The sequence below is a fragment of the Chitinophaga varians genome (assembly GCF_014529945.1).
In the GTDB taxonomy this organism is placed as follows: Bacteria; Bacteroidota; Bacteroidia; order Chitinophagales; family Chitinophagaceae; genus Chitinophaga; species Chitinophaga varians.
The window spans coordinates 32,616-57,075 of the sequence record NZ_JACVFB010000007.1 but is presented as its reverse complement, the minus strand read 5'-3'; the positions used below and the strand labels follow the sequence as shown (position 1 = coordinate 57,075).

General features: G+C 49.5%; 22 protein-coding genes. 13 read left to right on the top strand and 9 right to left on the bottom strand.

Annotated features, from left to right (window positions below; genetic code table 11):
- The first annotated feature begins 107 nt into the window (after window positions 1-107).
- Window positions 108-1,982 carry a serine hydrolase gene (locus ICL55_RS29045; RefSeq protein WP_188104287.1) on the top strand — a complete coding sequence of 625 codons (1,875 nt, stop codon included), beginning with the start codon at window positions 108-110 and terminating at the stop codon, window positions 1,980-1,982.
- A gap of 79 nt (window positions 1,983-2,061) precedes the next feature.
- Here ICL55_RS29045 and ICL55_RS29040 read toward each other — a convergent pair whose 3' ends face one another.
- Window positions 2,062-9,774 carry an amino acid adenylation domain-containing protein gene (locus tag ICL55_RS29040; RefSeq protein ID WP_188104284.1) on the bottom strand — a complete coding sequence of 2,571 codons (7,713 nt, stop codon included), beginning with the start codon at window positions 9,772-9,774 and terminating at the stop codon, window positions 2,062-2,064.
- A gap of 286 nt (window positions 9,775-10,060) precedes the next feature.
- Here ICL55_RS29040 and ICL55_RS29035 point away from each other — a divergent pair, with 286 nt between their 5' ends.
- Window positions 10,061-10,588 (top strand): hypothetical protein, encoded by a 528-nt coding sequence (locus ICL55_RS29035; RefSeq protein ID WP_188104282.1) that lies wholly within the window; start codon window positions 10,061-10,063, stop codon window positions 10,586-10,588.
- 75 nt (window positions 10,589-10,663) lie between these two features.
- Here ICL55_RS29035 and ICL55_RS29030 read toward each other — a convergent pair whose 3' ends face one another.
- Genes ICL55_RS29030 through ICL55_RS29020 form a run of 3 tightly spaced genes read right to left on the bottom strand, consistent with a single transcriptional unit; the run spans window position 10,664 to window position 12,916 of the window.
- Window positions 10,664-11,527 (bottom strand): NmrA/HSCARG family protein, encoded by an 864-nt coding sequence (locus ICL55_RS29030; RefSeq protein ID WP_188104280.1) that lies wholly within the window; start codon window positions 11,525-11,527, stop codon window positions 10,664-10,666.
- Between the two features lie 55 nt (window positions 11,528-11,582).
- Window positions 11,583-12,374, bottom strand: a complete 792-nt coding sequence (locus ICL55_RS29025; protein WP_188104278.1) for a helix-turn-helix domain-containing protein — start codon at window positions 12,372-12,374, stop codon at window positions 11,583-11,585.
- 20 nt (window positions 12,375-12,394) lie between these two features.
- Window positions 12,395-12,916, bottom strand: a complete 522-nt coding sequence (locus ICL55_RS29020) for a hypothetical protein (RefSeq protein WP_188104275.1) — start codon at window positions 12,914-12,916, stop codon at window positions 12,395-12,397.
- Between the two features lie 162 nt (window positions 12,917-13,078).
- Here ICL55_RS29020 and ICL55_RS29015 point away from each other — a divergent pair, with 162 nt between their 5' ends.
- The 11 genes from ICL55_RS29015 to ICL55_RS28970 all read left to right on the top strand — a co-directional run bounded on the left by ICL55_RS29015 (window position 13,079) and on the right by ICL55_RS28970 (window position 20,883).
- Window positions 13,079-13,882 carry an SDR family NAD(P)-dependent oxidoreductase gene (locus tag ICL55_RS29015; RefSeq protein ID WP_188104273.1) on the top strand — a complete coding sequence of 268 codons (804 nt, stop codon included), beginning with the start codon at window positions 13,079-13,081 and terminating at the stop codon, window positions 13,880-13,882.
- Between the two features lie 18 nt (window positions 13,883-13,900).
- Window positions 13,901-14,758: an RNA polymerase sigma factor gene (locus ICL55_RS29010; protein ID WP_188104271.1), complete on the top strand. Its 858-nt coding sequence runs from the start codon at window positions 13,901-13,903 to the stop codon at window positions 14,756-14,758.
- Between the two features lie 19 nt (window positions 14,759-14,777).
- Window positions 14,778-15,299 (top strand): DUF3237 domain-containing protein, encoded by a 522-nt coding sequence (locus tag ICL55_RS29005; protein WP_188104269.1) that lies wholly within the window; start codon window positions 14,778-14,780, stop codon window positions 15,297-15,299.
- Between the two features lie 190 nt (window positions 15,300-15,489).
- Window positions 15,490-16,134 (top strand): SCO family protein, encoded by a 645-nt coding sequence (locus ICL55_RS29000; protein WP_223151633.1) that lies wholly within the window; start codon window positions 15,490-15,492, stop codon window positions 16,132-16,134.
- Window positions 16,131-16,496: a hypothetical protein gene (locus ICL55_RS28995; RefSeq protein ID WP_188104267.1), complete on the top strand. Its 366-nt coding sequence runs from the start codon at window positions 16,131-16,133 to the stop codon at window positions 16,494-16,496. The genes ICL55_RS29000 and ICL55_RS28995 overlap by 4 nt, the downstream gene beginning before the upstream one ends.
- Window positions 16,497-16,544: 48 nt before the next feature.
- Window positions 16,545-17,411 carry a helix-turn-helix domain-containing protein gene (locus ICL55_RS28990; protein WP_188104265.1) on the top strand — a complete coding sequence of 289 codons (867 nt, stop codon included), beginning with the start codon at window positions 16,545-16,547 and terminating at the stop codon, window positions 17,409-17,411.
- Window positions 17,412-17,423: 12 nt separating this feature from the next.
- On the top strand, window positions 17,424-17,576 hold the full coding sequence (locus ICL55_RS28985; RefSeq protein WP_188104262.1) for a hypothetical protein: 153 nt from the start codon (window positions 17,424-17,426) through the stop codon (window positions 17,574-17,576).
- Window positions 17,577-17,587: 11 nt separating this feature from the next.
- Window positions 17,588-17,722 carry a hypothetical protein gene (locus tag ICL55_RS35480; protein ID WP_281392632.1) on the top strand — a complete coding sequence of 45 codons (135 nt, stop codon included), beginning with the start codon at window positions 17,588-17,590 and terminating at the stop codon, window positions 17,720-17,722.
- A gap of 186 nt (window positions 17,723-17,908) precedes the next feature.
- Window positions 17,909-19,366 (top strand): c-type cytochrome, encoded by a 1,458-nt coding sequence (locus ICL55_RS28980; RefSeq protein WP_188104260.1) that lies wholly within the window; start codon window positions 17,909-17,911, stop codon window positions 19,364-19,366.
- A gap of 17 nt (window positions 19,367-19,383) precedes the next feature.
- Window positions 19,384-20,727, top strand: coding sequence for a c-type cytochrome (locus ICL55_RS28975; RefSeq protein WP_246496691.1), 1,344 nt, complete (start codon window positions 19,384-19,386; stop codon window positions 20,725-20,727).
- A 6-nt stretch (window positions 20,728-20,733) separates the two neighbouring features.
- The gene (locus tag ICL55_RS28970) at window positions 20,734-20,883 is read left to right on the top strand and encodes a hypothetical protein (RefSeq protein WP_188104258.1); all 150 of its coding nucleotides are present in this window, start codon (window positions 20,734-20,736) and stop codon (window positions 20,881-20,883) included.
- Window positions 20,884-20,948: 65 nt separating this feature from the next.
- On the opposite strand, the gene ICL55_RS28965 is transcribed toward ICL55_RS28970, so the two are convergent.
- The 5 genes from ICL55_RS28965 to ICL55_RS28945 form a co-directional block, all read right to left on the bottom strand.
- Window positions 20,949-21,719, bottom strand: a complete 771-nt coding sequence (locus ICL55_RS28965; RefSeq protein WP_188104256.1) for a PepSY domain-containing protein — start codon at window positions 21,717-21,719, stop codon at window positions 20,949-20,951.
- A gap of 11 nt (window positions 21,720-21,730) precedes the next feature.
- Window positions 21,731-22,306 (bottom strand): DUF2911 domain-containing protein, encoded by a 576-nt coding sequence (locus tag ICL55_RS28960; protein WP_188104254.1) that lies wholly within the window; start codon window positions 22,304-22,306, stop codon window positions 21,731-21,733.
- Window positions 22,307-22,415: 109 nt separating this feature from the next.
- Window positions 22,416-22,814, bottom strand: coding sequence for an HYC_CC_PP family protein (locus tag ICL55_RS28955; protein ID WP_188104252.1), 399 nt, complete (start codon window positions 22,812-22,814; stop codon window positions 22,416-22,418).
- An 88-nt stretch (window positions 22,815-22,902) separates the two neighbouring features.
- On the bottom strand, window positions 22,903-23,760 hold the full coding sequence (locus ICL55_RS28950) for an AraC family transcriptional regulator (RefSeq protein ID WP_188104250.1): 858 nt from the start codon (window positions 23,758-23,760) through the stop codon (window positions 22,903-22,905).
- Between the two features lie 121 nt (window positions 23,761-23,881).
- Window positions 23,882-24,370: a DUF4822 domain-containing protein gene (locus ICL55_RS28945; RefSeq protein WP_188104248.1), complete on the bottom strand. Its 489-nt coding sequence runs from the start codon at window positions 24,368-24,370 to the stop codon at window positions 23,882-23,884.
- Between the last annotated feature and the right edge of the window lie 90 nt (window positions 24,371-24,460).

The window sequence follows — 24,460 nt, the reverse complement described above, 5'->3', positions numbered from 1 at the left end:
TGAGATGCCTACATCTCACCAATCAATAAATCGATGATATACCCCAATTTCTGCACTGCAGCTGTGTTTTGTATCCTCAAATTATCACCACAATCAAATCTGTTAAAATGAAAGTGTCACGTTTATCATTCGTTTTCATTGTCTGCGCTGTTTTCTTTTTTAATGTGCTGGCTGCGCAGTCCTGGGTTGCACGTCATGGGTTGTCCGCCGCGGATTACCAAACTGAAGTTAATAGATGGGTGCAGCAGGGCTACAGGCCTGTCAATCTCAGCGCCTACGATGGCCGCTTTTCCGTGATTTTTGAAAAACAAAACAATGCACCTGCCTGGGTAGCGCGTCATGGGCTGTCTGCTGCCGACTATCAAACGGAGGTTAACAAGTGGGTACAGCAAGGGTACCGCCCTGTGCGGGTATGCGGCTATACCGATGGCGGACAGGCCCGGTATGCTGCCTTATTTGAAAAAAGGGTGAATAGTCCCGCCTGGGTGGCCCGTCATGGCCTCACGGCAAGTGACTACCAAACTGAATTCAATAAATGGACGCAGCAGGGCTATCGGCCCACTGACATCAGCGCCTATACGGTAAATGGTCAGGATTTATATACCGTTATCTTCGATAAAATCACCAATGGTCCGGCGTGGCAGGCCCGCCATGGGCTCTCCGCCAGTGACTTTCAAAACGAATTTAACAAATGGGTAGGGCAGGGGTACCGCCTCACCATCGTAAGCGAGAACAGCGCCGGACGTTATGCCGCGGTATGGGAAAAAACAGGTACCACGGCCTGGCAGGCACGCAGCGGGTTAAACAGCCAGCAATACCAGGACGAATTTGACCGGCTCTTTTACCAGGGCTACCGGCCTGTATGGGTAAGCGGCACCAATGTCAACGGTAAGGATACTTATACGGCCATATGGGATGCCAAAGACACCTATCGCCAGACCGATATGCAGAAAGTAGACGCCGCCATCGCCAAATTTATGAACGACTACAACGTGCCGGGTCTATCGTTTGCCATTGCCAAAGACGGCCATCTGGTGCTGGTGAAAACTTATGGCTACGCCAATAAAGAAACCGGTGAAGCCGTGGCGCCACGCCATCGCTTCCGCATCGCCAGCGTCACCAAACCTATTACGGCAACAGCCATCATGAAATTATATGAGCAGCATAAACTGGAGATGACCGATAAGGTATTCGGTTCCGGCGCTCTGCTGGGAACCACCTACGGCACACAGCCCTATAAAAAAGACGTGGATAAAATCACCGTCCAGAATTTCCTGAATCACAACTGTGGCGGCTGGGCAGCAGACCTGGGCTTCGATCCCATGTTTAACTACACTAACTTAAACAAGGCAGATTTAATTTCTAAAGTGCTGGACGATCAACCGCTGCAGAAAACACCGGGAACAGAATACCATTATTCCAACTTTGGCTTCTGTGTGCTGGGCCGCGTCATTGAAAAATTATCAGGCCAAAACTACGACAGCTACGTAAAAAGCCAGATACTGGCTCCCGCAGGCATCAGCAATATGGAAATAGGCGGCGATACAGAGGCCGACAGAAAAACCAATGAGGTAAAGTATTATGGACAGGGTGGTGAAAACCCCTACAATATGAAGATCTCCCGCATGGATGCACATGGTGCGTGGATCGCTACACCGATGGACCTGGTCCGCTTCCTCGTTCGTGTTGATGACTTTACCACCAAACCGGATATTTTACAGCCGGCAACACTCGGCCTGATGTATACGCCCAGCACCACCAATGCAGGCTATGCCAAAGGCTGGGCCGTCAATAAAGTGCCCAACTACTGGCATAACGGATCGCTGCCCGGTGAACAAGCCCTGATGGTGCGCACCAATGACGGATTTTGCTGGTCGGTGCTGGTAAACACACGCGCCGGCAACATCGGCGGTGATATGGACGCCCTCATGTGGACCATCAAAAACAGCATTGGCTATTGGCCTTCCATCGATTTGTTCTAAAAGAGATTTTTGATAAAGAAAAAAGAACGGCTTGTAAGTGTCACTTACAAGCCTTCCTTTTTTGGGCGGTCAACTTATGTTACAACGGCTCGTGCTGACCTACCGTATTCCATTCATCAGCTGGTAGCAGCAACTGAATTTTCTGTTCAGGGGACGCTATAATATTATTCAATAAAATCAAATATTTCCTGAACAGCTTTGTTATCGTTTCCTGCCTGAAAATGTCTGTATTGAATTCCACTGAAAACAATAGCCCGTCTGGCTTTTCTCTTACGGACACATTCAGTTCGTACTGACTGGTTTCATGTGTCTTCTTCACTTCTTTCATAGTGACGTTATCCAGCTGCAATGGCGGTAATTCAGGTGTATTCTGTAAAATGAAAATCGCCTGATAGAGATATCTGTCTTGTATGCCCCATTCATCCGCCAGGGCTTCCATGATCATCTCCAGTGGCACCTCCTGTGCTTCGTAGGCCTCTATGGCGGTCTGCCTGACCTGTTGCAGTAATGCAGTAAAGGAAGGATTACCGGCGAGGCTGCTGCGGAGCGGCAACAGGTTGTTGGAGAAAAATCCGATGAGGTCTTCCATTTCCCGCGTTGTACGGCCGGCCACAGCGGTGGCCACACAGATATCATCTTTACCGCTGAATTGATGCAATGTAATGTTGAAGGCAGCGAGCAATGTCATGAACAGGGTACTGTCATGGCGCTGCGCCAGTGCATGCAGCGCGGCCGTCAATGTATGGTCGGCGTGGAAGTGTAACATGCGTCCCCTGTTGCTTTCCTGTAAAGGCCGTTCATAATCTGATGGCAGCAACCAGGGCGTGTATCCTTCCAGTTTAGTGGTCCAGTACCGGAGCTTTGGAGTGAGGATACCGGATGCTATCTGCCGGCGCTGCCACAACGCATAGTCAGCAAACTGCAAGGGGAGAGGCGGCAGCGGGATTTTTTCATGGTGGCAATAGGCATGGTAAAGCTGTGTGAACTCTTTCATGAGTATGGCCAGTGACCAGCCATCGGCAGCAATATGATGCAGGAGCATCATCAATAGATGTTCATCGGCACCGGTTGTTATCAGGTGGGCTTTCAGCATGTAATCCTTCGATAGATCAAACGGGGAGGCCAGCCATGATTGCAGGTAGGACTGAATAGCTGCTTCGTCCTGCTGAAACGAGAGATCGGTGAAGGCCAGTTTCCAGTTGTTGGCAGTAAGGAAGTATTGACCGCCTTTTGCGTCAGCAGGCCGTGTCCTGATCACCGTACGCAGCGGTTCGTGCCTGTCTACCAGTGTACGGAACGCCTGTGTCAGGGCTTCTTTGTTAACATCTCCCCGAAGGTGGAAAATAAAGGGCATGTGATAGTGGGCGGTGCCTATCTCCCGGTCTATCAGCCACAGCTCTTCCTGACCGAAAGATAACGGCACCTCCATCGGATGGCTGCGGTCAAACGGTGTGATCACGTTGTCATCGGTACTTTGCTGTAGTTCATCAATGTAGGCTGAAAGTCTGTCCAACGTTCTGTAGTGGAACAGTTTACCAACAGGTATGCTGACATGTAGCGCCATCTTAATATGTGCCCGTAGTCTGATGACCAGCAGGGAGTGCCCGCCTAGTTGGAAGAAATTATCATATTTACCAACGGCGTTTGTGTTCAGCAGTTGCTGCCAGATAGCGGCGATCGCCTTTTCTGTTGCGGTGTCCGGCGCTACATGCTCAATTTCGGCAGTGACCCCGAAGTCAGGTAAGGCCTGTTTGTCTACTTTGCCATTGGGTGTCAGCGGCAGGGCGCTCATCGGATGTATGGCTGCCGGCACCATATATTCCGGCAGGTGGGCTGTCAGGAATTGCAGCAGTGCTTTTTTGTCGAAGGTACCGAGTGGTACTACATAAGCTATCAGCTGCCCGTTGCCCGTGGTGTCTTTCTTAACGATGATGACGGCCCTTTCCACCAACGCGCTTTTTAAGATCATATGCTCTATTTCTCCCGGCTCTATGCGGTAGCCACGCACTTTTACCTGGTCATCTGCTCTTCCCCTGAAGGCTACCTGGCCATCTTCTCCAAAGCAGGCAAGGTCGCCGGTTTGGTACAATCGCTCTCCGGCTACGAAAGGGTGCGCGATAAAACGCTCAGCAGTAAGGCCGGGGTTGTTGTAATAGCCGCGTGCAAGCCCTGCTCCGCCTACATACAGTTCGCCGGTGACGCCCACCGGCAGCAGTCGTTGCTGCTTATCCAGTACATAGGCGGTCCGGTATTTCATCGGGCGACCGATAGGGATATCATCTGATACCTCCGGCCCGATGCGATAGTTCAATGACCCGGTGGTGTTCTCGGTTGGTCCGTACCCATTGATGATGTCAAGGTCGGGATAGGCCTGGCGTAGCTTTCGTATATGTGTTGCCGATAGCTTTTCGCCGCCGGCGATAACCATGTGCAGCGATTGGAAGATGCTGATATCTGTATCTATCAGTTGGTTTAGCCATCCTGATGTGAACCATATTTTGGTGACCTGATGTTGCCTGATTGCCTTTTTCAGGAGCTCGTTGTCCAGCAGCTGTTCGTCGCTGCAAAGCACCAGCTGCCCTCCATTTAGCAGCATGCCCCAGAAATCCAGCGTGGTGCCGTCAAACGAGAGCGCGCTGGTGGTCAGTAAAACATCGTTGGCCGTAAGTCGGGCAAAGTCGCATTGATAGGTCAGGCTCACCACGTTGCCGTGTGTCACCATCACGCCTTTGGGGCGACCGGTAGAACCGGAGGTGAACATGACATAGGCCAGGTCTTCCGGATGGATATCCTGTTGCAGATCATCTGCCGGAAGCGTTGAAAGCGTGTCTCTGAGCGTGTCCAGACAGATCACCTTTGCTGATGTATCTGACAGGTGGGTATCACTGCTCATCGTAATGGCCGCCTGATAGGTGATATCTTCCAGCATACGGGCAATGCGCTCTTTAGGATAGGCCGGGTCCAGCGGAAGGTAGGCGCCACCGGCTTTCAGGATGCCCAGTATGGCAATGATCAGATCGGCGGACCTGTTTATGCAAACGGGAACGGGAGTATCTTTTGTTACTCCCTGCGCTTTCAGGTAATACGCCAGCTGATTGGCCCGTGCATTCAGTTCGGCATAGGTCATCCTGCTGTTGCCGATAAGCGCCGGGGCATCGGGTTGTAAGGATACCTGTTTTTCAAAAGTGTCCGGAATGGTATTGAATAGGGGTTGCTCCGCTGTTATGTTGTTCATCGGAGTGAAGCACCTATCCAGTTCATACGGGGATAGAATGGCCGTTCTGTCTATTGGGTCATCATAATGATGCAGCATTTGTTGCAGTATCTGATCGAGGTATGCGGAAAAATCCTCCAGCGTTTTTCCTGACTTCAGTTGGTAGGACTGGCACAGCAGGATGGTGAGCACATCGCCGGTGATGCTGACGGTACAGTCTAAATACGTATTGGCTACCGCGAAGCTGCCGAAGGTCATCGTTCCGGGATCGTTGACGGTGCCCTGCAGGAGGCGTTCATGTAACTGATCGTACACATGGAAGTTGATAAAGTTGAACAGCACATCAAAGAAGGGATTCCCATCCGTGTTGTGATTCGGGTGCAACTTTGCTATCTCCGCCAGGGGCAGGCGATCATAGGCCCTGATCGTGAGTTGCTGCTGTTCCAGGCCGCGCATCAGGTCGCGCCAGGTAGCCCTGCCGGAAGCGTAGCATCTTAAAGGAATCGTATTGAGAAAGCAACCCAGCATCTGCTCCGCATCTTCCAGGAGAGGCCTGTTGCTGGTCACCAGGCCCAGCGTCAGTTCTTCTTCATGTGTCAGCATACTGAGCGCATAGTAAAATGCGCCCAGGAAAAGCGTGCTGACGGCGACACCTTCTTTTTGCGCTTGCAGTTTTACCGCATCCAGTATGCCGGACTCGTATTTTTTGAGGAAGCGGTGACTAACTTTTTCAGTGGTGAAAATATCGAGGTGCTTGTAGCCGTTCATTTCCTGCGTCCAGAAGGCTTTTGCCTGTGCGTTGTTTTTTTCGAGTATGTTTTCGATAACATAATCTTTGTAGGTAGCTTTCAGCGCGGGCAGTGCCTCCGTAGAGGAAGACGTATAGCGGTTGTTGATTTCCGTATTAAGACTGGCAACGCTCCATCCGTCCAATATCGCGTGATGCATCTGAAGAACGAATACGCAGTGTGTTTTCAGTTTTATCACGGTGGTGCGCCAGAGTGGGGCCTGAGCATAATGGAAAGGAATGGTGCGTTCTTTTTTCAGGTACTCCGCTATCAGCTCGTTGTCGTTTTCCAGATGGCTCCAATCCAGTACGGGCAGTTGTATCGGTACGGACTTGTACACGATCTGCATGTTTTCTGTATGGGCATCAAGACTGAAGGCGGTCCTCAGTATACCGTGCCTGGCGCTGACCTGAGAAAGCACCTTTTCAAGTCTCCGGAGGTCCGTGTTCAGCGGCATGCGGGAAGAGAACTGGTCGTGATAGATGGCGTCTTCCGGCGCGCGCAGCGAAGCATAGATCATCCCGGCCTGTATGTCGCTCATCGGGAAGATATCTTCAATGTTGTCCACATCGGGAAGAGCAGAGAGCAATGAATTTTTTTGCCTGGTTATTTCGGCCATGATAGCCGTTCTGGAAGCATCATGGGTATTTGCCGGCATTTCTCCGATCAGCTGCGATAAATCTGCGATGGTGGCGGCCTTATATACGTCGGCGGCCTGTAGTTCTCTATCGAAGGCCTTTTTTATGCTGCTGACGACTTTGATCAACCGGATGGAGTCGCCTCCCAGTTCAAAGAAATTATCATTTCTGCTGATATTATTTACACCCAGTACCTGCTCCCAGATATGCGCCAGTTGCCGTTCCCGGGCATTTTGAGGGCCAGTTCTTTCCGTATGGTGGCGGATGACAGTATCCAGTGCAGAAAGCGCCGCTTTATCCACTTTGCCGTTTTTTGTCAGGGGTATTTCGCTGACAGGCGTGAGCAATAACGGCACCATATAATCGGGAAGCCATGCACGCAGGTGGCGGATGATGGCTTCTCTGTTGAATTCCCCGTTGGGTACGATGCAGGCGGCCAGTTGTTTCTCTTCCGATGTATTAATACGATTTGATTTGACAAAAACAGCCGCCTGTTTCACGGCGTCGGAGCGATGCAGCACATTTTCTATCTCTCCTAATTCTATCCGGAAGCCGCGTATTTTTACCTGATTATCTATGCGGCCAAGATATTCCATGGTGCCGTCCGGCAGCCATCGCGCAAGATCGCCGGTCCTGTATAAACGCGGGCTTGTATCGGCATCGAAAGGGTTGGCAATAAATCTTTCCGCTGTTAGCTCATCGCGGTTCAGATATCCTCTTGCCAGGCCGGCACCGGAGATATACAGTTCCCCAGGTACGCCTATGGGCTGCAGCTGTTGGCGGGCATCCAGTATATAAGCGCCCAGCGATGGAATGGGCCGGCCTATGATGCTGCCGGTGCTGTGGAGGTGTTCCCGGGTGATAGGCTGATAGGTAACATGGACAGTCGTTTCGGTAATGCCGTACATGTTGATCAGGCTACAGTCAGGAAATTTCCTGTTCCAGGATTGCAGCCTGGCAGGATTAAGCGCTTCTCCGCCGAAGGTAACGTAACGTACCGAAAGATCGTTATAGGCGTCGTTGGTGGCGACTGCTTCCTGCAGCACATAGAATGCGGCAGGAGTTTGATTCAGCACGGTTACCTGCTCTCTTTTCAGCAGCGCCGCAAAGGCAGTGGTATCTCTGGTGAGGTGCTTAGGTACTATGACCAGGCGGCCGCCGTAGAACAGGGCGCCATACATTTCCCATACGGAAAAATCAAAGCAATAGGAATGGAACATCGTCCATACGTCTTTCTCATGGAAGTCGTAATATCCCGGCATGGCGTCAAACAGACTAACGACATTGCGGTGTTCTATGATCACGCCTTTGGGCTTTCCTGTGGAGCCCGACGTATAAATCACGTAGGCCGCATCATGCGGCTGGATGGCAGCCGGGGGCGCTGTTATCCCCGCAGCGGAGAAATCCGACTGATCACTTAATATCACGGTTTCTCCGTGATATATTGTCTGTAACGCTGGCTGGCTTTCTACGGATGTGATCACGATAGGGGCAGCTGTATCTTCCAGCATAAACCGGATACGTTCTTCCGGGTATTCAGGGTCTATGGGCACATAGGCCCCGCCTGCACTTAATATGCCGAGGAGCGCCACGATCATTTCAGTGGACCGTTCTATGCAAACAGGCACCAGTACATCTTTTCCGACACCTTTGCTGCTCAGATAATATCCCAGCTGCCGGGCGCGTGTGAATAGTGCGTTATAGGTAAGCGAGTGGTCGTTACAGGTGATGGCGATGTGGTCGGGCGTGCGGGCTGCCTGCTGCTCAAAAATAGACCAGATGGTTTTGTTGCTATGGCAATCTGCCAGCGGACGGGAAGATGGCAGGAGCAGCAGTTTTTCATCGGCCGGTATGATATCAATTTCACTGACAGGACGAGGCAGGTTGTCGGCGAACTGTGAAATGATATGGAGTATACGCCTGGACAATAAGACCGCTTCCGCTTTTTGGATATGTGTCAGCTGATGGAGAATGTTCAGCTGCAACGGTTGATGCCTGCCATAGTCCTGCCAATATATGCGCAGCGGCCTCCTTTCGTATTCCGTCCATATCTGATGGAAGGAAGTGGAGATACTTTCATCGAAATCGAGCTGGAGGTCAAGCAGTACATAGTTGACAAGTACTTCAAACAGGGCGCTGTCGGTCTGTTTGTCTTTCAGCATCCGGCTGAGGTCATTCAGGGATGCCTGTTGATGAGGATAATCTTCCTTTTGTGCGGCATCAATTTTATGCAGGAGATCGAGGACAGTTTCGTCGGGGCTGTATTGGCCGATGAATGGAACGATGCCGGAATACATGCCCATGGTGCAGCGCTGCTGCGGTGTCAGTCGCCGGTGGCGGACTACGCCTAGCAGGAGTGCTGTATGCCCGGTGATATGCGCGAAGTAGAGGACCACGGCGGCCACCGTGATTTTCTGTAAGCTGTATCCACAGGTTTGCGCCAATTGTTCCAGCGATGTCCTCTCCGAAGGAGTTAATGGCAGGGTAAAGAGACTACTGGTTTTCCCGTAGTCGTGATGGTGAGGATAGGTGTAATTGAATATCTTCGGCGGCTTGTTTTTAAGTTTGTCTTCCCAGTAGTGAAGTTGCTGCCGGTAAGCGCCACTCTGATAAAAAGGGGAGTAGGCTTCAATTTCTTTTGCGTAAGAAGGGTAGGCGTGCGTGCTATCAGGTTGCCTGTACTGCCGTGCTATAGCCTGTAAGAAAAGCTGATATCCGCTGCCATCGATAATAAGGTGATGATACCTAAACTGGTACCAGTGTTCTTCTTCGGTAATTTTTATCAGATAATGTTCGAACAGGGGATGGTCTTTTTTTAGCGGAAAGGTGGTGTTGCATTGCTGCTGCATCCATTCCAGCGTATAGGCTTCCGCGTTGTCGAGGTGGCTGTGGTCTATTGCCTGCAAAGGGATTTCAGGGGAGGTGCTGCTTAGATATCCTTCGGGCTGCGGGCTTCCCAGGTCAAAGCTCATACGGAAAATATCATTGCCGGAAATCACCGTGCTGACAGCCTGGGCAAATCTTGCTTTATTCAGCGGGCCTTTTAATTTGAGGTATCCTGACAGGGTGTAATGAGGACTTTCAGGATGCATTAGTTGGTCTACATAAATATCCTTCTGGGTAGGATGTAGAGGGAAAACATGTGTTAACATAACTAGTAATTGAATAAGAAAAGCAGGGATTAAACGGGTTTAGTCGGATTAATCACCAGGTTATTTTAAAGGGCATATGAAAATAGTGGCATGGAGGCGCATGCAATCTTGTTGTAACGGTATTAACGAAGTACGTGATTTTTAAAAGGGCTAAAATAGCACTTTGGTGGTATTTCTTGTTTGTGAAATTGTTTTAATGGAAGTGTTTATTTACAAGATATAAATGGCGTAATGTGTTCCATGTTCCTATATTTGGCAGTCGAATGCTAAAACAATAAATATAAACATGAAACTATCTATTCTTTGTGCCACCATGCTGGTCACATTGTTTGCTTTCCATCCTTTATCCGCGCAACAAAGCGGTCCTGCTTTGACTGTGAAAAAACTATTTACCTTACTGGACAATCCTAAAAGTCTGATCAATAAAGAAGACCAATGCTTCAAAGAGGTGGATGGCATGGATATCCTGAAATTGAATAAGCCATATATCAGGGTGTATTTAAACAATCTCAAAAATACCGGACTGTTTTCTCCCGCTTATCTGTTGGAAAAAGAAAAATATTACCAGCAAATGGAGAAGGACATTGCAAAAGACGGATACGCCAGTGGCAGGGACTGCGACGAATATACGCTTAGTCAGGACCCACCGGAGAATAAAGAAATATTAGCCGTCCTGCAAAAAACAACCCCGGTGATAACCGGCAACGCGGCCACCGTTACGTTGCGCTTCAAAGGTATTCATCACTATGCGTTGATCTACAAACTGGTAAAAGTCAATAACGATTGGCTCATTGATAGTTTCAATTCAAAGTAACGCAGCCTGATAAAGATAACATAAAGCAGCGCGCCCGGTACTACACCGGGCGCGCTGCTTTTTATTTAATAATACTTAATTCGTGATTCTTTTCGCGCCTGTCTTCTTCAGCCATGCTTCAAACGTCAGCAGGTCCGGATGGAGGTTGCGCAGGCTTGCTTCGTCTGCTTTGGTGGTTTTGCCGGAGTTGAGGAGTTCGTAGCCTCTGGCGAATCGGGGATTGAGTTGCCGGAGTGTTTCCATGGGAAGCAGCTCATAGGTGATGGGCAGGCCAGTGGTTTTGCTCATGGCCGCTGCCATTTGCACGGGAGTTAAGGTATCGCCCGACAGTTCGATGATTTTCTGATTAAATACTTCGGGCTGCCGGAAGGCCATGGCCGCCAGTTTGCCGATATCCTCCAGCGCAATCAGCTGCATTTGGGTAGTAGGTAGCGCTGCGGTGGTAAATGAAGTACCCTGTAGTCCGAATTTTGGGTGGAGGAAGTTTTCCATAAAAGAAGCGGGCCGCAATATAGTATAGGAGATGCCTGTCGCCTGAATATACTTTTCTACGATGGCTTTTTCAGTTTGCATCCCGGTTAGCGCTGCCTGGTCTACACCAATAGCGGAACTATATACCAGGTGGGCCACTCGGTGCGCCTTCGCTGCATCGGCGATATTTTTTCCGGCCTGTACTTCGTCCTGGTCCATGGCTAACGGCCCCGGATGTACGTTAAAGACACCATATACGTCTTCCATGGCCTCATCAATGGAGGCCGGGTCGGCCAGATCTCCTTTTACCATTTCCGCTCCCAGGGCGGTGAGTTCCTGTGCAGCGGTACTGGTGGTGTCGCGGGTAAGTCCGCGTACCGTCCATCCTGCTGTTAATAAGACACGGGCCACAGCGCCGCCCTGCTGGCCAGTGGCGCCCACTACTAAAATGCGATTCCTGTTTTGCATAAATCAAATGGTGTTTACAGGCAAAACTATCACCGCTACCTGGTTTGGAATTGTATCATACCGACATTCTCTGATGGGAGGAACAACACACCTGGAAGTTTTTGGGACTGACACCGGTCAGCCGTTTAAAATCGGCAATAAAATGGGACTGGTCGAAGTACCCCGCCAGATGCGCAACGTCTGTCAGCCGCAGGGAAGGCTGGTTGGCAATGAGTTGTTTGGCCCATTCAAAACGGGAAATGCGAAGAAAGCGGCTCATGCTGATGCCGATATACCGCTTGAAGTTTCGTTCTATCTGACGTTCACTTAATGGCAGCGCCTGTAGCTGCCCGAATGGAGAGCTGCCGATGTTATTTTTAATACCATCTGCCAGGTCAACAATAAGCTGATGGGAAGCATGTGGTGCAGTAAACCGCTGCAATAGAAACGCTTCAAACAAACTGACCCGCGCGGCAAAAGGCTCCGGTTGCAGTTGCTCATACAACCGGTGAAAGCTGCTGCCGAAAATATCTTCCCCGGACACCGTGCCGCTGCTTAATTCCTGCATGGGCAGCCTGGTGAACATACTTAATCCATAAGGGGTGAAGCTGACGAAAAATTTATCTGCGGGAGCGGAATGACTATCAACAGGGCTGAATTGGACCATCTTGTCTTTCACGTTGAGCAGTCCCGTTTTCATGGACTGTCCATCGTAAAAAGTGCCCTGATCAAAATCCATCAGGAAAGAAGTACTCAGCCGGGAATGGATAGATTTGAACAATACACCGGTGCCATCCAGTTGAACGAAGTACTCAACATAAGGTGTTAATAGCTGGTGCTGCGGTTTGGCAAACTGATAGTTAAACATGGCCGGCGTGTTTTTCCCGGTTATCGCACCGGGGCGTACATCGGGGCATAAAACGGAGAATAGCCCTGGTAGGTGCCTCTGCCTACGCCAATGCTGCCGGAAATGGAGAAGGTCCTGTCATTGCTGATATACATGATGCCTACTTTCGCATCTGAATAGGCGGCAACGTTACTCGTTTGCATGAAGCCACTATTCTTATTGATCGCAGGTTGATACGGCACATTGTTGTAACGGAAAACATACGGTGTCACTGATACGCCGCCAAAGGCAAACAGGTTGTTGGTCAGTTGACGGTTGAGCTGCAACCCTAAAGGCACCGACATAAAGGAACTGCTCCCGCCGTTAAAGGCGATAAAGCCGGTGGAGATGCCCGCATATTTGGTCGTAAACCATTTTTTGTGAACATGGCCGGTGTCGCTGACCCGTTGCGGGTAGCCGAAAGCCGGCTCCATGCGATGTCCGTCACCGAAAGCCGGCGCTGTCTGCGCTTTTGCAGCCATAGCCGACATGAAAACGCCCACTAAAAAGATTGTCCGTAACATATGGTTAAAGGTAAGTATCCTTTTTTAATTAAAATGCTAATAACATCTTAATATATAGTGGAGAGCTTTATAGTCAGGCAGTTATAGCTGTTTTTAAAAAAATTTCTCCAAAACCCGATCGTTTTGTGCCGCTCAATCGTCCAAATAAAAAAGCGACACAATATGAGCAGTTTAAAAGACAAAGTAGCCGTGGTATTTGCGGCATCCGGGGAAGTGGCAGGGGCCGTTGCCCGCGCGTTCGCCCAACATGGGGCAATCGTATACGTGACCGCCCGTAACCTGGATGCGGCCAGGTTACGGGCCGAAGAAATCGTTGCCAGCGGCGGCCGCGCAGAAGCCGGTCAGGTAGATGCGCTGAACGAAGCTGCCATCGACGCCTATTTACAAAAGGTGGTGGCGGATAACGGGAGACTGGACATGGTATTTAACGGTATCGGCAGCTACTATAAAGATGCGGGCAGTGGTACGCCTACTACCGTCGCCACTTTCGAACAATTTATGAATCCTTTGCAGCGGATCTGCGGATCACAGTTCCTGACCTCACGGGTGGCCGCGAAGTACATGATCGAATCCGGATCGGCCGGCACCATCCTGCTGTTCAACGCTTCCATGGCGAAGACCAAGACGGCCAATATGGCGGGATTTGCTGCCGCCTGTGCGGCCATAGAGGGCCTGACCCGCGTCATGGCGGCCGAATTTGGCCAACATGGCATCAAAGCCATCTGCATCTGCTCCGGCGCGCTGATGGAGACCAGCAAGATCCGGGAAATGATCCGCGACTTTTCCGCATTAGCCGGTATCCCACGGGAGGAAATGGCCGGGAACTACACGCGGTTCGATCTGCTGAAATCGGGCCCTACCCTCAAACAGCTGGGCGAAACGGCTGCTTTCCTGGTATCGGAGAATGGTGCGCCTTTCAACAGCCACATCGTCGATTTTGATTGCGGAAAAATAAATGTATTATAGAAGCCTTAAACTGTTACCATGGAAAAAGAAGCCTTCCTCCGGAAAGCCCTGGCAGGGGATATTACATCGTTTCAACTCCTGTTTGCCGAATTTCAAAACCAGCTGAAATCCTATCTCTATCGTTTGGTGACCGACCGCAATGATGTGGATGACCTCACACATGATACCTTTATCAAAGCTTTTGATAAAATTTCCACCTTCCACCAGGCGTCGTCGCTCAAAACGTGGGTGTTTAAAATAGCCACCAACCTGGCCTATGACCATTTGAAGCGGTTGAAAAGATGGCCGCTCGATGCGCAGGACCAGGGCGCCAGTCTGGCCATCGGCTCAGCGGAGATCGCCCAATCGTTCCGGATTGTGCACAGCACCTTCAACGCCGGAGCCTATGAGATGAAAGAACATATCGATTTTTGTTTTACCTGCATCTCCAAAACCTTGTCCATCGAAAATCAGGTGGCCCTGATCCTGAAGGATATCTATGATTTTCCGGTGAAGGAAATCTGTCTTATCCTGGATAAAACGGAAGGGGTGGTGAAACACCTGCTGAACGATTCCAGGGAAACGATGACGGAAGTGTTTGATCACCGGTGCGCCCTGGTCAATAAAAATGGCGTCTGCGACCAATGCAGTCAGCTCAATGGTATCTTCAACCCCAAACAGGACCAGCAGGAGCAACGCATGAAACTGGACCTGGTAAAGGGATCGAAGAAGTTTAACAGATCGGAACTGTTTGACTTAAGGACCCAACTTGTCAAAGCAATCGACCCGCTTCATGCGGAGGGCACCGATCTGCAGGATATTATCATGAGATGTACCCGGACGGCTATCGGAGAGGTGAATAACTTTTTTGAGAAAGCACCCGTTAAAACGAATTAAATATCAAACCCTGATCAACATGAAAAAAGGCATCTTTTTTATCATATTAAGCTTCACTTGTTTGCAGTTATCTGCGCAGGAACTGAAATCTACATTTTTATTTGACCTGGAAATCAATCTCGACCCGCCGCAGGCGGTAGGGCCGGTGCTAAAGGGAACACGACTGATTTTTCCTTTTAGAGAAGGCGTGGTAAAAGGAGACAACATCAACGGGGCGATACTGGGATGCAGCGGAGAATGGGGGCTGGCACTGGATTCTGCCACCTTTAAAATGGATGCGCGGGCGACTATCAAAACCACCGACGGCGCGCTTATTTATATGGCCTATTCCGGATACAACTATGGCAGCGGCAAAAGCGCTGCGTTGCTACAGGCCGGAAAAGGGCATGAACTGTCGCCGGCGGATTATTACTTCCGGTCGACACCGGTTTTTGAAACCAGCGCTCCGCAGTATGCCTGGCTAAATCATACGGTGGCCGTTGGGGTAGGCCGCTTTGCCGCGCCGGGAAAAATAATTTACCGCATATACGCCATTCAGTAAAAAGAAAGGCAGTCAGCCAATCCCGGCTGACTGCCTTTGTAGGATATCTTATCTGAAATTATCCGGTAGTCACTTTATTCTAAATTATTGTCCGCTCTAATTGTAATACTTTTGTGGCATTGCATATAACTTTGCAGCGTCGGCGATCATTCGCCCTGTTATAGTAGTGTAAAAAATATATGTCGTGCGTATGAGAGTTGTTATGTTCATGCTGCTATGCATCCTGATGATGAGTGCCTGCCAGCATACAGAAAAAAAACTGCCTTATCTGGGGGAGCCAACGGTGACCAAACACTTCCGGGACGGTCATACGGTGTATGACTCCGCCTACCCGGTGATACCGGCTTTTTCGCTGACCGACCAGGACAGCCTCACCGTTACGCCAAAAACATTCAACGGGAAAATATATGTAGCCGACTTTATCTTTCTGTCATGCCCTACCATCTGCCCCACCATGAACGATAACATGCTGCAGCTGTATCATCATTTTAAAAATGAAAACAGGGTGAATTTCCTGTCTCACAGCATTGATCCGAAGCATGACACCATTCCCCGGCTGAAAGCTTATGCCAACAGCCTGCATATCACCGATGACAAATGGCGGTTCGTCACCGGCGACCAGGATACGATTTTTCACCTCGCAGAAAAGGGGTACTATGCAGCCGTAGCTAAAGACAGTGCGGACGCCACCAATTACATACACAGCGGCGGCTTCTTCCTGATCGACACGCAACGGCATATCCGCGGCGTTTATAATGGTACGGATAAAGAAGCGATGCAACATTTGATCAACGACATTCAGATCCTGTTAAAGGAAGACTCCCAAAAACGTTGAGGAACATACTGACCATATGGCTGCTGAGTATCATACTGATCCAAAGTACAGGTAACTGCTGGATTATAGCGGCGTTTTACCTGAACAGGAACCGTATCGCCAACGAGCTGTGCGTAAACCGGTTTGAGCAGATACCGGTGTGCCGCGGGATCTGTTACCTGGAGCAGAAACTCACGGAAAATGAGCATCAACAGAATCGGGCGCCCGAATTGAAACACAAAGAGGTACTGCTGTTCTTTGAACCGGTATCTACGCCGGACATCGGCATGCAGGCCGACGATCAGCGGCCTTCCGGTAGGTATCTCTCTCCCTATTTCCCCACGTCTCACCTACACGAGGTATTCAAGCCTCCGGTCTGCTAACGATCACGACTAAACGCCCATTTAACGTTACCAATCTTGTATGTGCTTATGAAAACAGAAGAAATCGCTGTTTTGTCCGTTGGCATGTTTCAGGCAGGTAGTGATCATTGCTGGGTAGGTGATCTGGAGCATCTGTTGGAGAAATTCCCCCTGTTGGAGTTTCCTAACAAAAGGCGTTTCTATGTATTGATGATCATAGAAAGCGCACAGGGTACGGCTGTGATAGACGGCAATAGCCTGCGGCTGGACCATCCCAAGATTATCTGTATCCATCCCGGCAGCATATTCAGCCTGGAAATAAACCGGAAGGCCAGGGGTACCATGCTCTGTTTTACAGAAAACTTTTTCTCTATCAGGTATAACAATAACGCGCTGTCCAACTTCACTTTCCTGGAAAGGGAATATGGCAGTTATGTGAGGCTGACGGAAGAAAAAGCAAAGGAGTGGGAACAGCTGTCCGCTTTTATGAAAGGCGAATATGCCAGGCAACAGAAAGGGGCTGACAGTGTGCTGCGATCTTTTCTGAATATTATGTTGTGTAAGCTGGACCGCGAGTTTTCTCATGTGGTGCCGCTGATGAAGAAAAACACATATGAAGAAAAGATTAAACAGTTCAGAGCATTGCTGGACGAGCATTTTGTGGCACACAAAACACCTGCGTTCTATGCTTCCAGATTAAATATCACGACCAATTACCTGAATAAGCTATGCGGAAAATACCACGGCGTATCCACCGGCGAATTAATCAGAAAGCGGATCACTATTGAAGCCCAGCGGCTATTGCACTATACGGTACTCCCGATTGCAGATATCGCCAAGCAGCTGGAGTTTGAAAGTGTGTCTTACTTTATTACTTTTTTTAAAAGGAGTGTGGGTACTACACCGGAAAATTTTCGAAAAAATCATTCACTATAAAAATCTCTATATATGCTGAAAGATACCAATGAGGTGCTGAAGAGCAACGAGAGAAAATTCAACGGCAGCAGAAGAATGCTGAAGGCGGTGTTATTATTGTTGATATTGTTGATTGTCATACTGCAGTTCGACCACCTCACCACATTGCTGAAAAACATTTTTTAAACTATTGTTCCATGAAACGAATACATTTTTTGTCGAGATATATTGATCCGGAGAACAGGACTATGATCGATGCCATCATATGGCTCAACAGAATAGCGCTGGTGGTGCTGTTTTGTTGCCTGGTATTGATGTTGATCCGTATCTAGAGTAAGCAATAGTGCCGGAATTGTATATTGTTGTCCTTAAAATCAGCATTGGCACTATTTTTTTTCTAATCTTTTATTTATTAAAACTGCAAAAGCCGGCTTGTTTCTTTAAACTACCGGCTTTTCTGTTTCTTCGCTTTTGCCCGCCACCAGTCTAACTTTGCAGCGTATTAAACGTATTGCTGCATGGATTTTCCAATGTTTCATCTGGACTGGCTCAATGACCGGTTTTTGATAGCGATGATCGCTATTATACATGTATTTATCAATCATGGTCTGGCCGTCGGATTTATTCCGTATATCACCTGGCTGGAGCAAAAAGGGGTGAGGATGGCCGGTACGTCCAGTATTACTAATTCAGAATGGGATGAGCTGGTATATCGGAAAATGAAGGTCGCCTTTATCATCACCACTACGTTGGGCGCGATGACCGGCGTGGGCATCTGGTTTTCCGCCGGCCTGATCAGTCCTTCTTCCATCGGCAGCCTTATCCGGGTATTTTATTTCGCCTGGTTTGTGGAGTGGTTAACGTTTGTGACGGAGGTGGTATTGATCATGATATATTTCCTTATCTGGAAGCAGAGCAACCGGTCGTTGAAAGCCAAAATAAGGCATATCCGTTTCGGCTGGTTTCTGTCTGTTTTCTCCTGGATCACCATGTGTATTATCGTTTCCATACTGGGATTTATGATGGACCCGGGCAACTGGAATACGGACCATTCGCTGATCAGCGGTTTTACCAATCCGATTTATCTGCCGCAGCTGTTTTTCCGCACGCCCACTGCCATGGTGCTGGGCGGCGTGTTCGGTATGTTGCTGACCACCTTGTTTACAGCTCGTAACGCCGCCTGGCGGAACACGGCACTGAAGTATGGTGCGCGATGGATATTGTGCTGGGCGCCGGTTTCCCTGGTGGCTGCCATCATCTATTACAAGGCGATGCCGGAAGCGATGCGCGAAAATATGAGCACGGCGGTAGGCACGATGGAGTTCGCCCAATACTACGACTTGTTGCGTTACATGATTCCGGCATCCGTATCGCTGGTGGCGGTGCTGGGGATAGCGACATGGATCCGGCCCCGTGCTATCCGCATGTGGATGGTGCTGATACCCTGTGTGGCCGCCTTTGGGTTCCTCGGGATTTTTGAACGGGTACGGGAATTTATCCGTAAGCCTTATGTCATCGGAGGGTATATGTATTCCAATTTATTACGGGAAGAAGACTATCCGCTGTTTAAACGCGACGGCCTGCTGAAATACGCCACCTACGCCACCGCCGGCAAGGTAACGCCGGAGAATAAACTCAGCACCGGGCGCGATGTATTTATGCTGTCGTGCAGCCGTTGTCATACCACCAACGGCATCAATTCCATCGTGTATGTGTTTGAAAGGCTGTATGGCCCGGGAAAACCGCTGGATGAAAATTCTATGGCCGCCTATATTCCCAATATGCATAACGGCAGGACCTACATGCCTCCCTTTCCCGGGAATCAGGAAGAACTGGGCGCGCTGGTAGCCTATATCAAACATCTTCAACTGACAGGGGAGTCGTTGGAAGGGGCACAGTCGGCGGGCGTAACCGTTAACCCGGATAACAACATGAACCTGGCTGAACACATCACCGATACCACCCAATCGAAATAATAATTTACACTTATTCCATGAATCATATGTTAACGTTATTGCAGGCTACCACCCCTGTTCCGAGAGATATTCCATTAGCGCTTCCTCTGCCGGAATGGCTATTGGTGGTGTTACTGGTGGTTTCCTTCCTGGCCCACATCATTTTTGTAAACCTGATGCTGGGCGGTTCTATCCTGACCTTATGGGCCCAGATAAAAGGGATGAAAGACAAAGAATATGATACGCTGGCCTATGAAATCGCCAAAACCATTACCGTTAATAAAAGCCTGGCGGTAGTGCTGGGCGTGGCGCCGCTGCTCAGCATCAATGTACTGTACACCGTCTATTTCTATTCCGCCAACGCCTTGACGGGGCTGATGTGGATACTGATCATCCCATTGGTGACAGCGGCTTTTCTGCTGACCTATCTGCACAAATATGCGTGGCATAAGCTGGAGCATAACAAAGGACTGCATATTTCCATCCTTGCTTTGGCGGTGCTGATTTTCCTTTTCATCCCCCTGATTTTCCTGACAAACATTAACCTGATGTTGTTCCCGGAGAAATGGGGCACCGTAAAAGGGTTTATGGATGCGCTGGTGCTGCCGAACGTGTTCCCGCGGTATCTGCACTTTTTATGTGCGTCGTTGGCCGTCACGGGATTATTCCTGTTCTGGTACCTGGGAAGAAAACGATATCCTTTTGAAACGCACTTTACGACTATTACCCGTTACGATATCCGGAAGCGGATGTACGCGCTGGCGTTGGGCGTTTCCCTCTTTCAGTTTGTGCTGGGGCCGCTGGTATTAATCACGCTGCCGGCCAAAGGGGTGCGGTGGAACCTGGTGGCGGTTATTCTGTGCGGCGCCACGGCTGCATTGCCTGCCATGTACTGGATGTGGAAAGGCATTACCGGAAAGCCGGAAGACATAGGGCGTAATTTTAAGAAAGTCGTTGCCGCCATGACGCTGACAGTATTGCTGATGGCCAGCGGGCGGCATGTTTACCGCTCCAATGCGCTGGCGCCTCATAAAAAACTGATGGCGGAAAAGACCAAAGCATTTGAGCTGTTGTCTGCCGAAGCGAGGAAGCATCCGGCGCCGGAGGGCGCTGCATCGGGCGTGACAGCCGCCAGGCCTGTAGCTCCCGGCGCTGCCGTATTCCAGGCTAATTGTGCTTCCTGTCATAAAAAGGAAGGGCGGCTGGTAGGGCCACCGGTAACAGAAATGGTCAGCATCTATCAGGGCAATGTGCCGGGGTTGAAAAAGTGGATACGTCAACCCGGGAAAAAAAGAGCAGACTATCCCCAGATGCCGGGATTTCCGCAGCTCTCCGAGCAGGAGCTGAGCATACTGACCGACTACATTCTATCTGTAAAATAAACATCTATGTTATCTGCAATCTTTATGGTCTCCATCGTGCTGCTGCTGTTTTGGATAGTAAGGCAACTGATATTGGCCTCCACCAGTATTTTGTATTTATCGAAAGACGATGAGCTGGCCCATTCCGGGGAAGAAGTCCGGTGGATGGAGTTTTGACTATTAAACAAAAAGAGGCTTGTAAGTCATTACAAGCCTCTTTTTATTCGATAAAACCAAGGTGGTTAAGGCCTTGCGGCTAACCTGACTTTTTTCCTTTTTTTAAACAGACGGGAACTGATACCGTATAAAAGGAACCCGGAGATAACCGTAATTAATCCCAGTATGGAAAAGATCCGCAACAACAGATTGCCGATATTGTCTCTCGATTCATAGTCCATGGTATGCAGCATCCAGAGGAAGTCGAAAGCCCGCCATTTACTGTTGCGGAATTTCTGGACGGTGCCTAACTCCGTAGATACGTACACGGTAGTGCCGGAAGGGTGGTCAAAGGTGACCGCGTAAGCCGGCAGGGCACTTTCTCTGTATTCATGGTGGCCGCCTGTAGCGGTAAGGTATTCCACCTGCTTTACTGTCGGTGCTCCGTTAAACCGGTCCTTTGCTACTTCCACGGCCTCTTCTTCTGTCAGCGGTGATCTCAGTTGGCCGGTGTAGGCATCGGCGAGGTAGGTCTGCTGATGGGCAGTGTGTTCATGTCCGGCGGCCAGGTGTTTTTTATCTGCCGTTTTTATCTGATAATACGGGTGCCCTAATATCTGTATCAGTTGCACGGAAGCAAAGGAATCTATATTTTCAAATGCAACAGACGGAGACACCAGTTTCCCTTTGAATGCTAACGGTGGCGCTGCTTTTTTTTGCAGATCGCCGTGAACATCATCCATATTGCTCCAGCTGAAGTACAGCCCTCCGATGGTCCATAGCAGAAACTGGATACCTAAGAACAAACCCAGGTAGCGGTGCGATTTACGGATGTAATAGTGTTTGCTTTTAGCCATAAAGGGAGACATTATTTTTTTAGGATGACAGGAAATTCAATGCGTATTTTTTCCCAGGCCATGGCCATCTTCCCTGCGCCGGCTTTTCCGGGTTCGATAAAATATTGCAGTCTTTCCGTCAGCGCATGTCGCTGCGGCTTTACTTTCAGTCGGACGATGTCTTCCTTTTCATCATATTCCGTTGCCAGGTGCTGGTCCCATTTGGAATTGATAATAACGGTCCATTCGCTTTTGCCGGGGATGGTGAAAAAGGCGTACTTGCCCGCCGGGACGGCCTTTCCGCCGATGATGGCGGTGACTGGCAGCTCCAGCGTTGTGGCATCATGCGCGCCGGTAACCCACACTTCGTCGTAAGGCACGAGGCCTCCCCAGATGATCCTGCCACGTACGCCAGGGGAGTGGTAGTTGATCTTTACCGTGTCATTCCCGATCACCCCTGCAACGGCTGATTTGATGCTGCGTTTACTGGTATCCTTTACCAGGTTGGGGTTGTAGCAGACTTCCCCTGACTGCGCTTTTAATAAAATACTTCCCAATAGTAAGCAGGCGAGGGACAGTATACCGAATGCTTTTTTGAAAGAGAGCATGTGTGGATATAAATTTAGATGGATGTTATGGTGTTGAAGGTCTGCACCTGTAGGCCATGGTCATAGGTATGCAAAAAGGTGCAGGTAAAAGAATACAGGGAGAGGGGTATCAGATGCGGTAGGTGCAGTGCAGAATATGTGCCGGTACTTTGTTACTTCGCGGCGGTGCGTTGCCAACAGGACAGGCTGTTACCGGAGAAACGAAAGAGGGCACCGGCATGACGGCGAAAGCAACAGGCGTGGCCATGGCCACCTGCTGGAGGGCATGCATGGTTTGCGCTGTTATTTTCTGGTCTTTCTCCAGTTTCACCGTTTTGTGCTCGTCTTTACAGCATTTCCTGGCGCATACAGTATTGGGCTTAGCCCCGCACTTACCGCATTGTTTCACTTCGCTGTGCCACAGGTCTACCTCTATCAGCTTTCCTTTGCAATAATGCATGTGGAAAGTAGCACCGGTAGAGGTACCCATGTATAAGACAGCCAAAATGAGTATCAGGAATTTTTTCATTTCGAAACAAAAATAGCGGTTGCCCGGCATAAAGTGTTACATAATTTTGGTATGCGCTAATATTTCAGCAGCAGATTGACTCCCGGCATTAACCTTCCCTGAACTGCGTAGGCGTGATACCGGACTGGGCTTTGAAGAAATTGGAAAAATAGGCATGGTCCACAAATCCCAGTTCAAAAGCAATTTCTTTGATGGAGAGGTCCGTAGTCTGAAGCAGCCGTTTGGCTTCCAGCAGTACCCGTTGTTGTATCAGTTTGGTGGCGGATACGTGCAGATGGTTCTTACAGAGAATATTCAGGTAGTTGGCGGAGATGTGCAGCTTCGCAGCATAAAATCCGACCAGTTTTTCCTGCTTGTAAAATTTATTAATGAGCATATTGAAGGTCGCCAGCCTGGGATTGGACTGGAACACTTTCAGATCAGTAAAGATGTTCTCTGCCTCCTTGCTCACAATAGCAGCGATAACGGCCGCCCTGGCGCTGATCACCTCCTGTACGGAGTTGGCGGCCCCCAGCTCATCTTTGATGGCATCAAATTCATACTTCAGCAGCTGGAAACTATCGTTGGTCAGCGGAATCACCGGGTGATTCATATAATTCGAAAACGAGAAGCGGAAAAAAGGAGCGAAGCGCTCAAAGAAATGCTGCTGTATCATCAGCTGGTAGCCGGTGGTGTTGGGTTTGATGCTCCAGGTATGTACCTGTCCGGGAAACAGCACATGCACTTGTTTATTGCCGATGGGATAGTCGTGAAAATCGATGTTGTGCACCCCTTTGGCTGATTCGAACAGGTTGATGATAAAAAAATCATGCTTGTGTGGCTTGTCGATATGCCGTTCACCGTGCAGCTCGTTGAAAAGGAGGTCCTCCCGGCCAGCCAGCTGGCCTTTCCTGAATTCCTGTATCCCTAAGACAGGGATGTAGCCGGTGTCGTCATAAATCTTCATATCAGCAAATTGAGTTGGGCGTTCAACTTGTAAAATAGGGGAATTTTACGGCAAAAAAAATGGATTGGCCCTGAAAATACAGGAGACCAATCCATGTTGATGATCATATCATATAACCGGGCTACTTTTTAGGCTCAGCGTGGGTAGTCGGTGTATGGATAATGTCAAAGTATACCGTTTTGTCGTTGGCGTTCGGATAGATGCGGTAGGTGAACTCCTGTTTGGTCAGCACGGTGATGTCCACCACGCGGGTGAACAGTACGGCGCCGGCATCATTTTTAGCAACGATGGTACGGGTTTTACCGTCAGCAGTAACGCTCCAGTCGCCGTGCATTTTCGGAGAATCGTCCAGGTTGAACATGGTGAACGTACCGTCTGTTTTGAAATAAGCGAAGCCTACAAAGTTGGATACGTTGGCATCGTTCAGCGCCACTTTCTCACCTTTGTTGTTTTTGGCGTTGGTGGTTTCCCAGGGAGTGCTGGCAAGTGTTTCGCTGGGAGTGAGTGGTTTTGGTTCAGGTTCTTTGTCTTTGTCCTTGCTACAGCTAAAGAAAAAGGCGCTACCTATCGCCAACAAAAGAACGGCGGTTACTTTTTTTACATGTTTCATAGCAATGAAATTTTTTAGCACTACAAAGGTATCTGGCCCGTCTAACTTAGCTTTGCGTTTTTCATCCCAAAGCTTGAAGGATTTATAAGG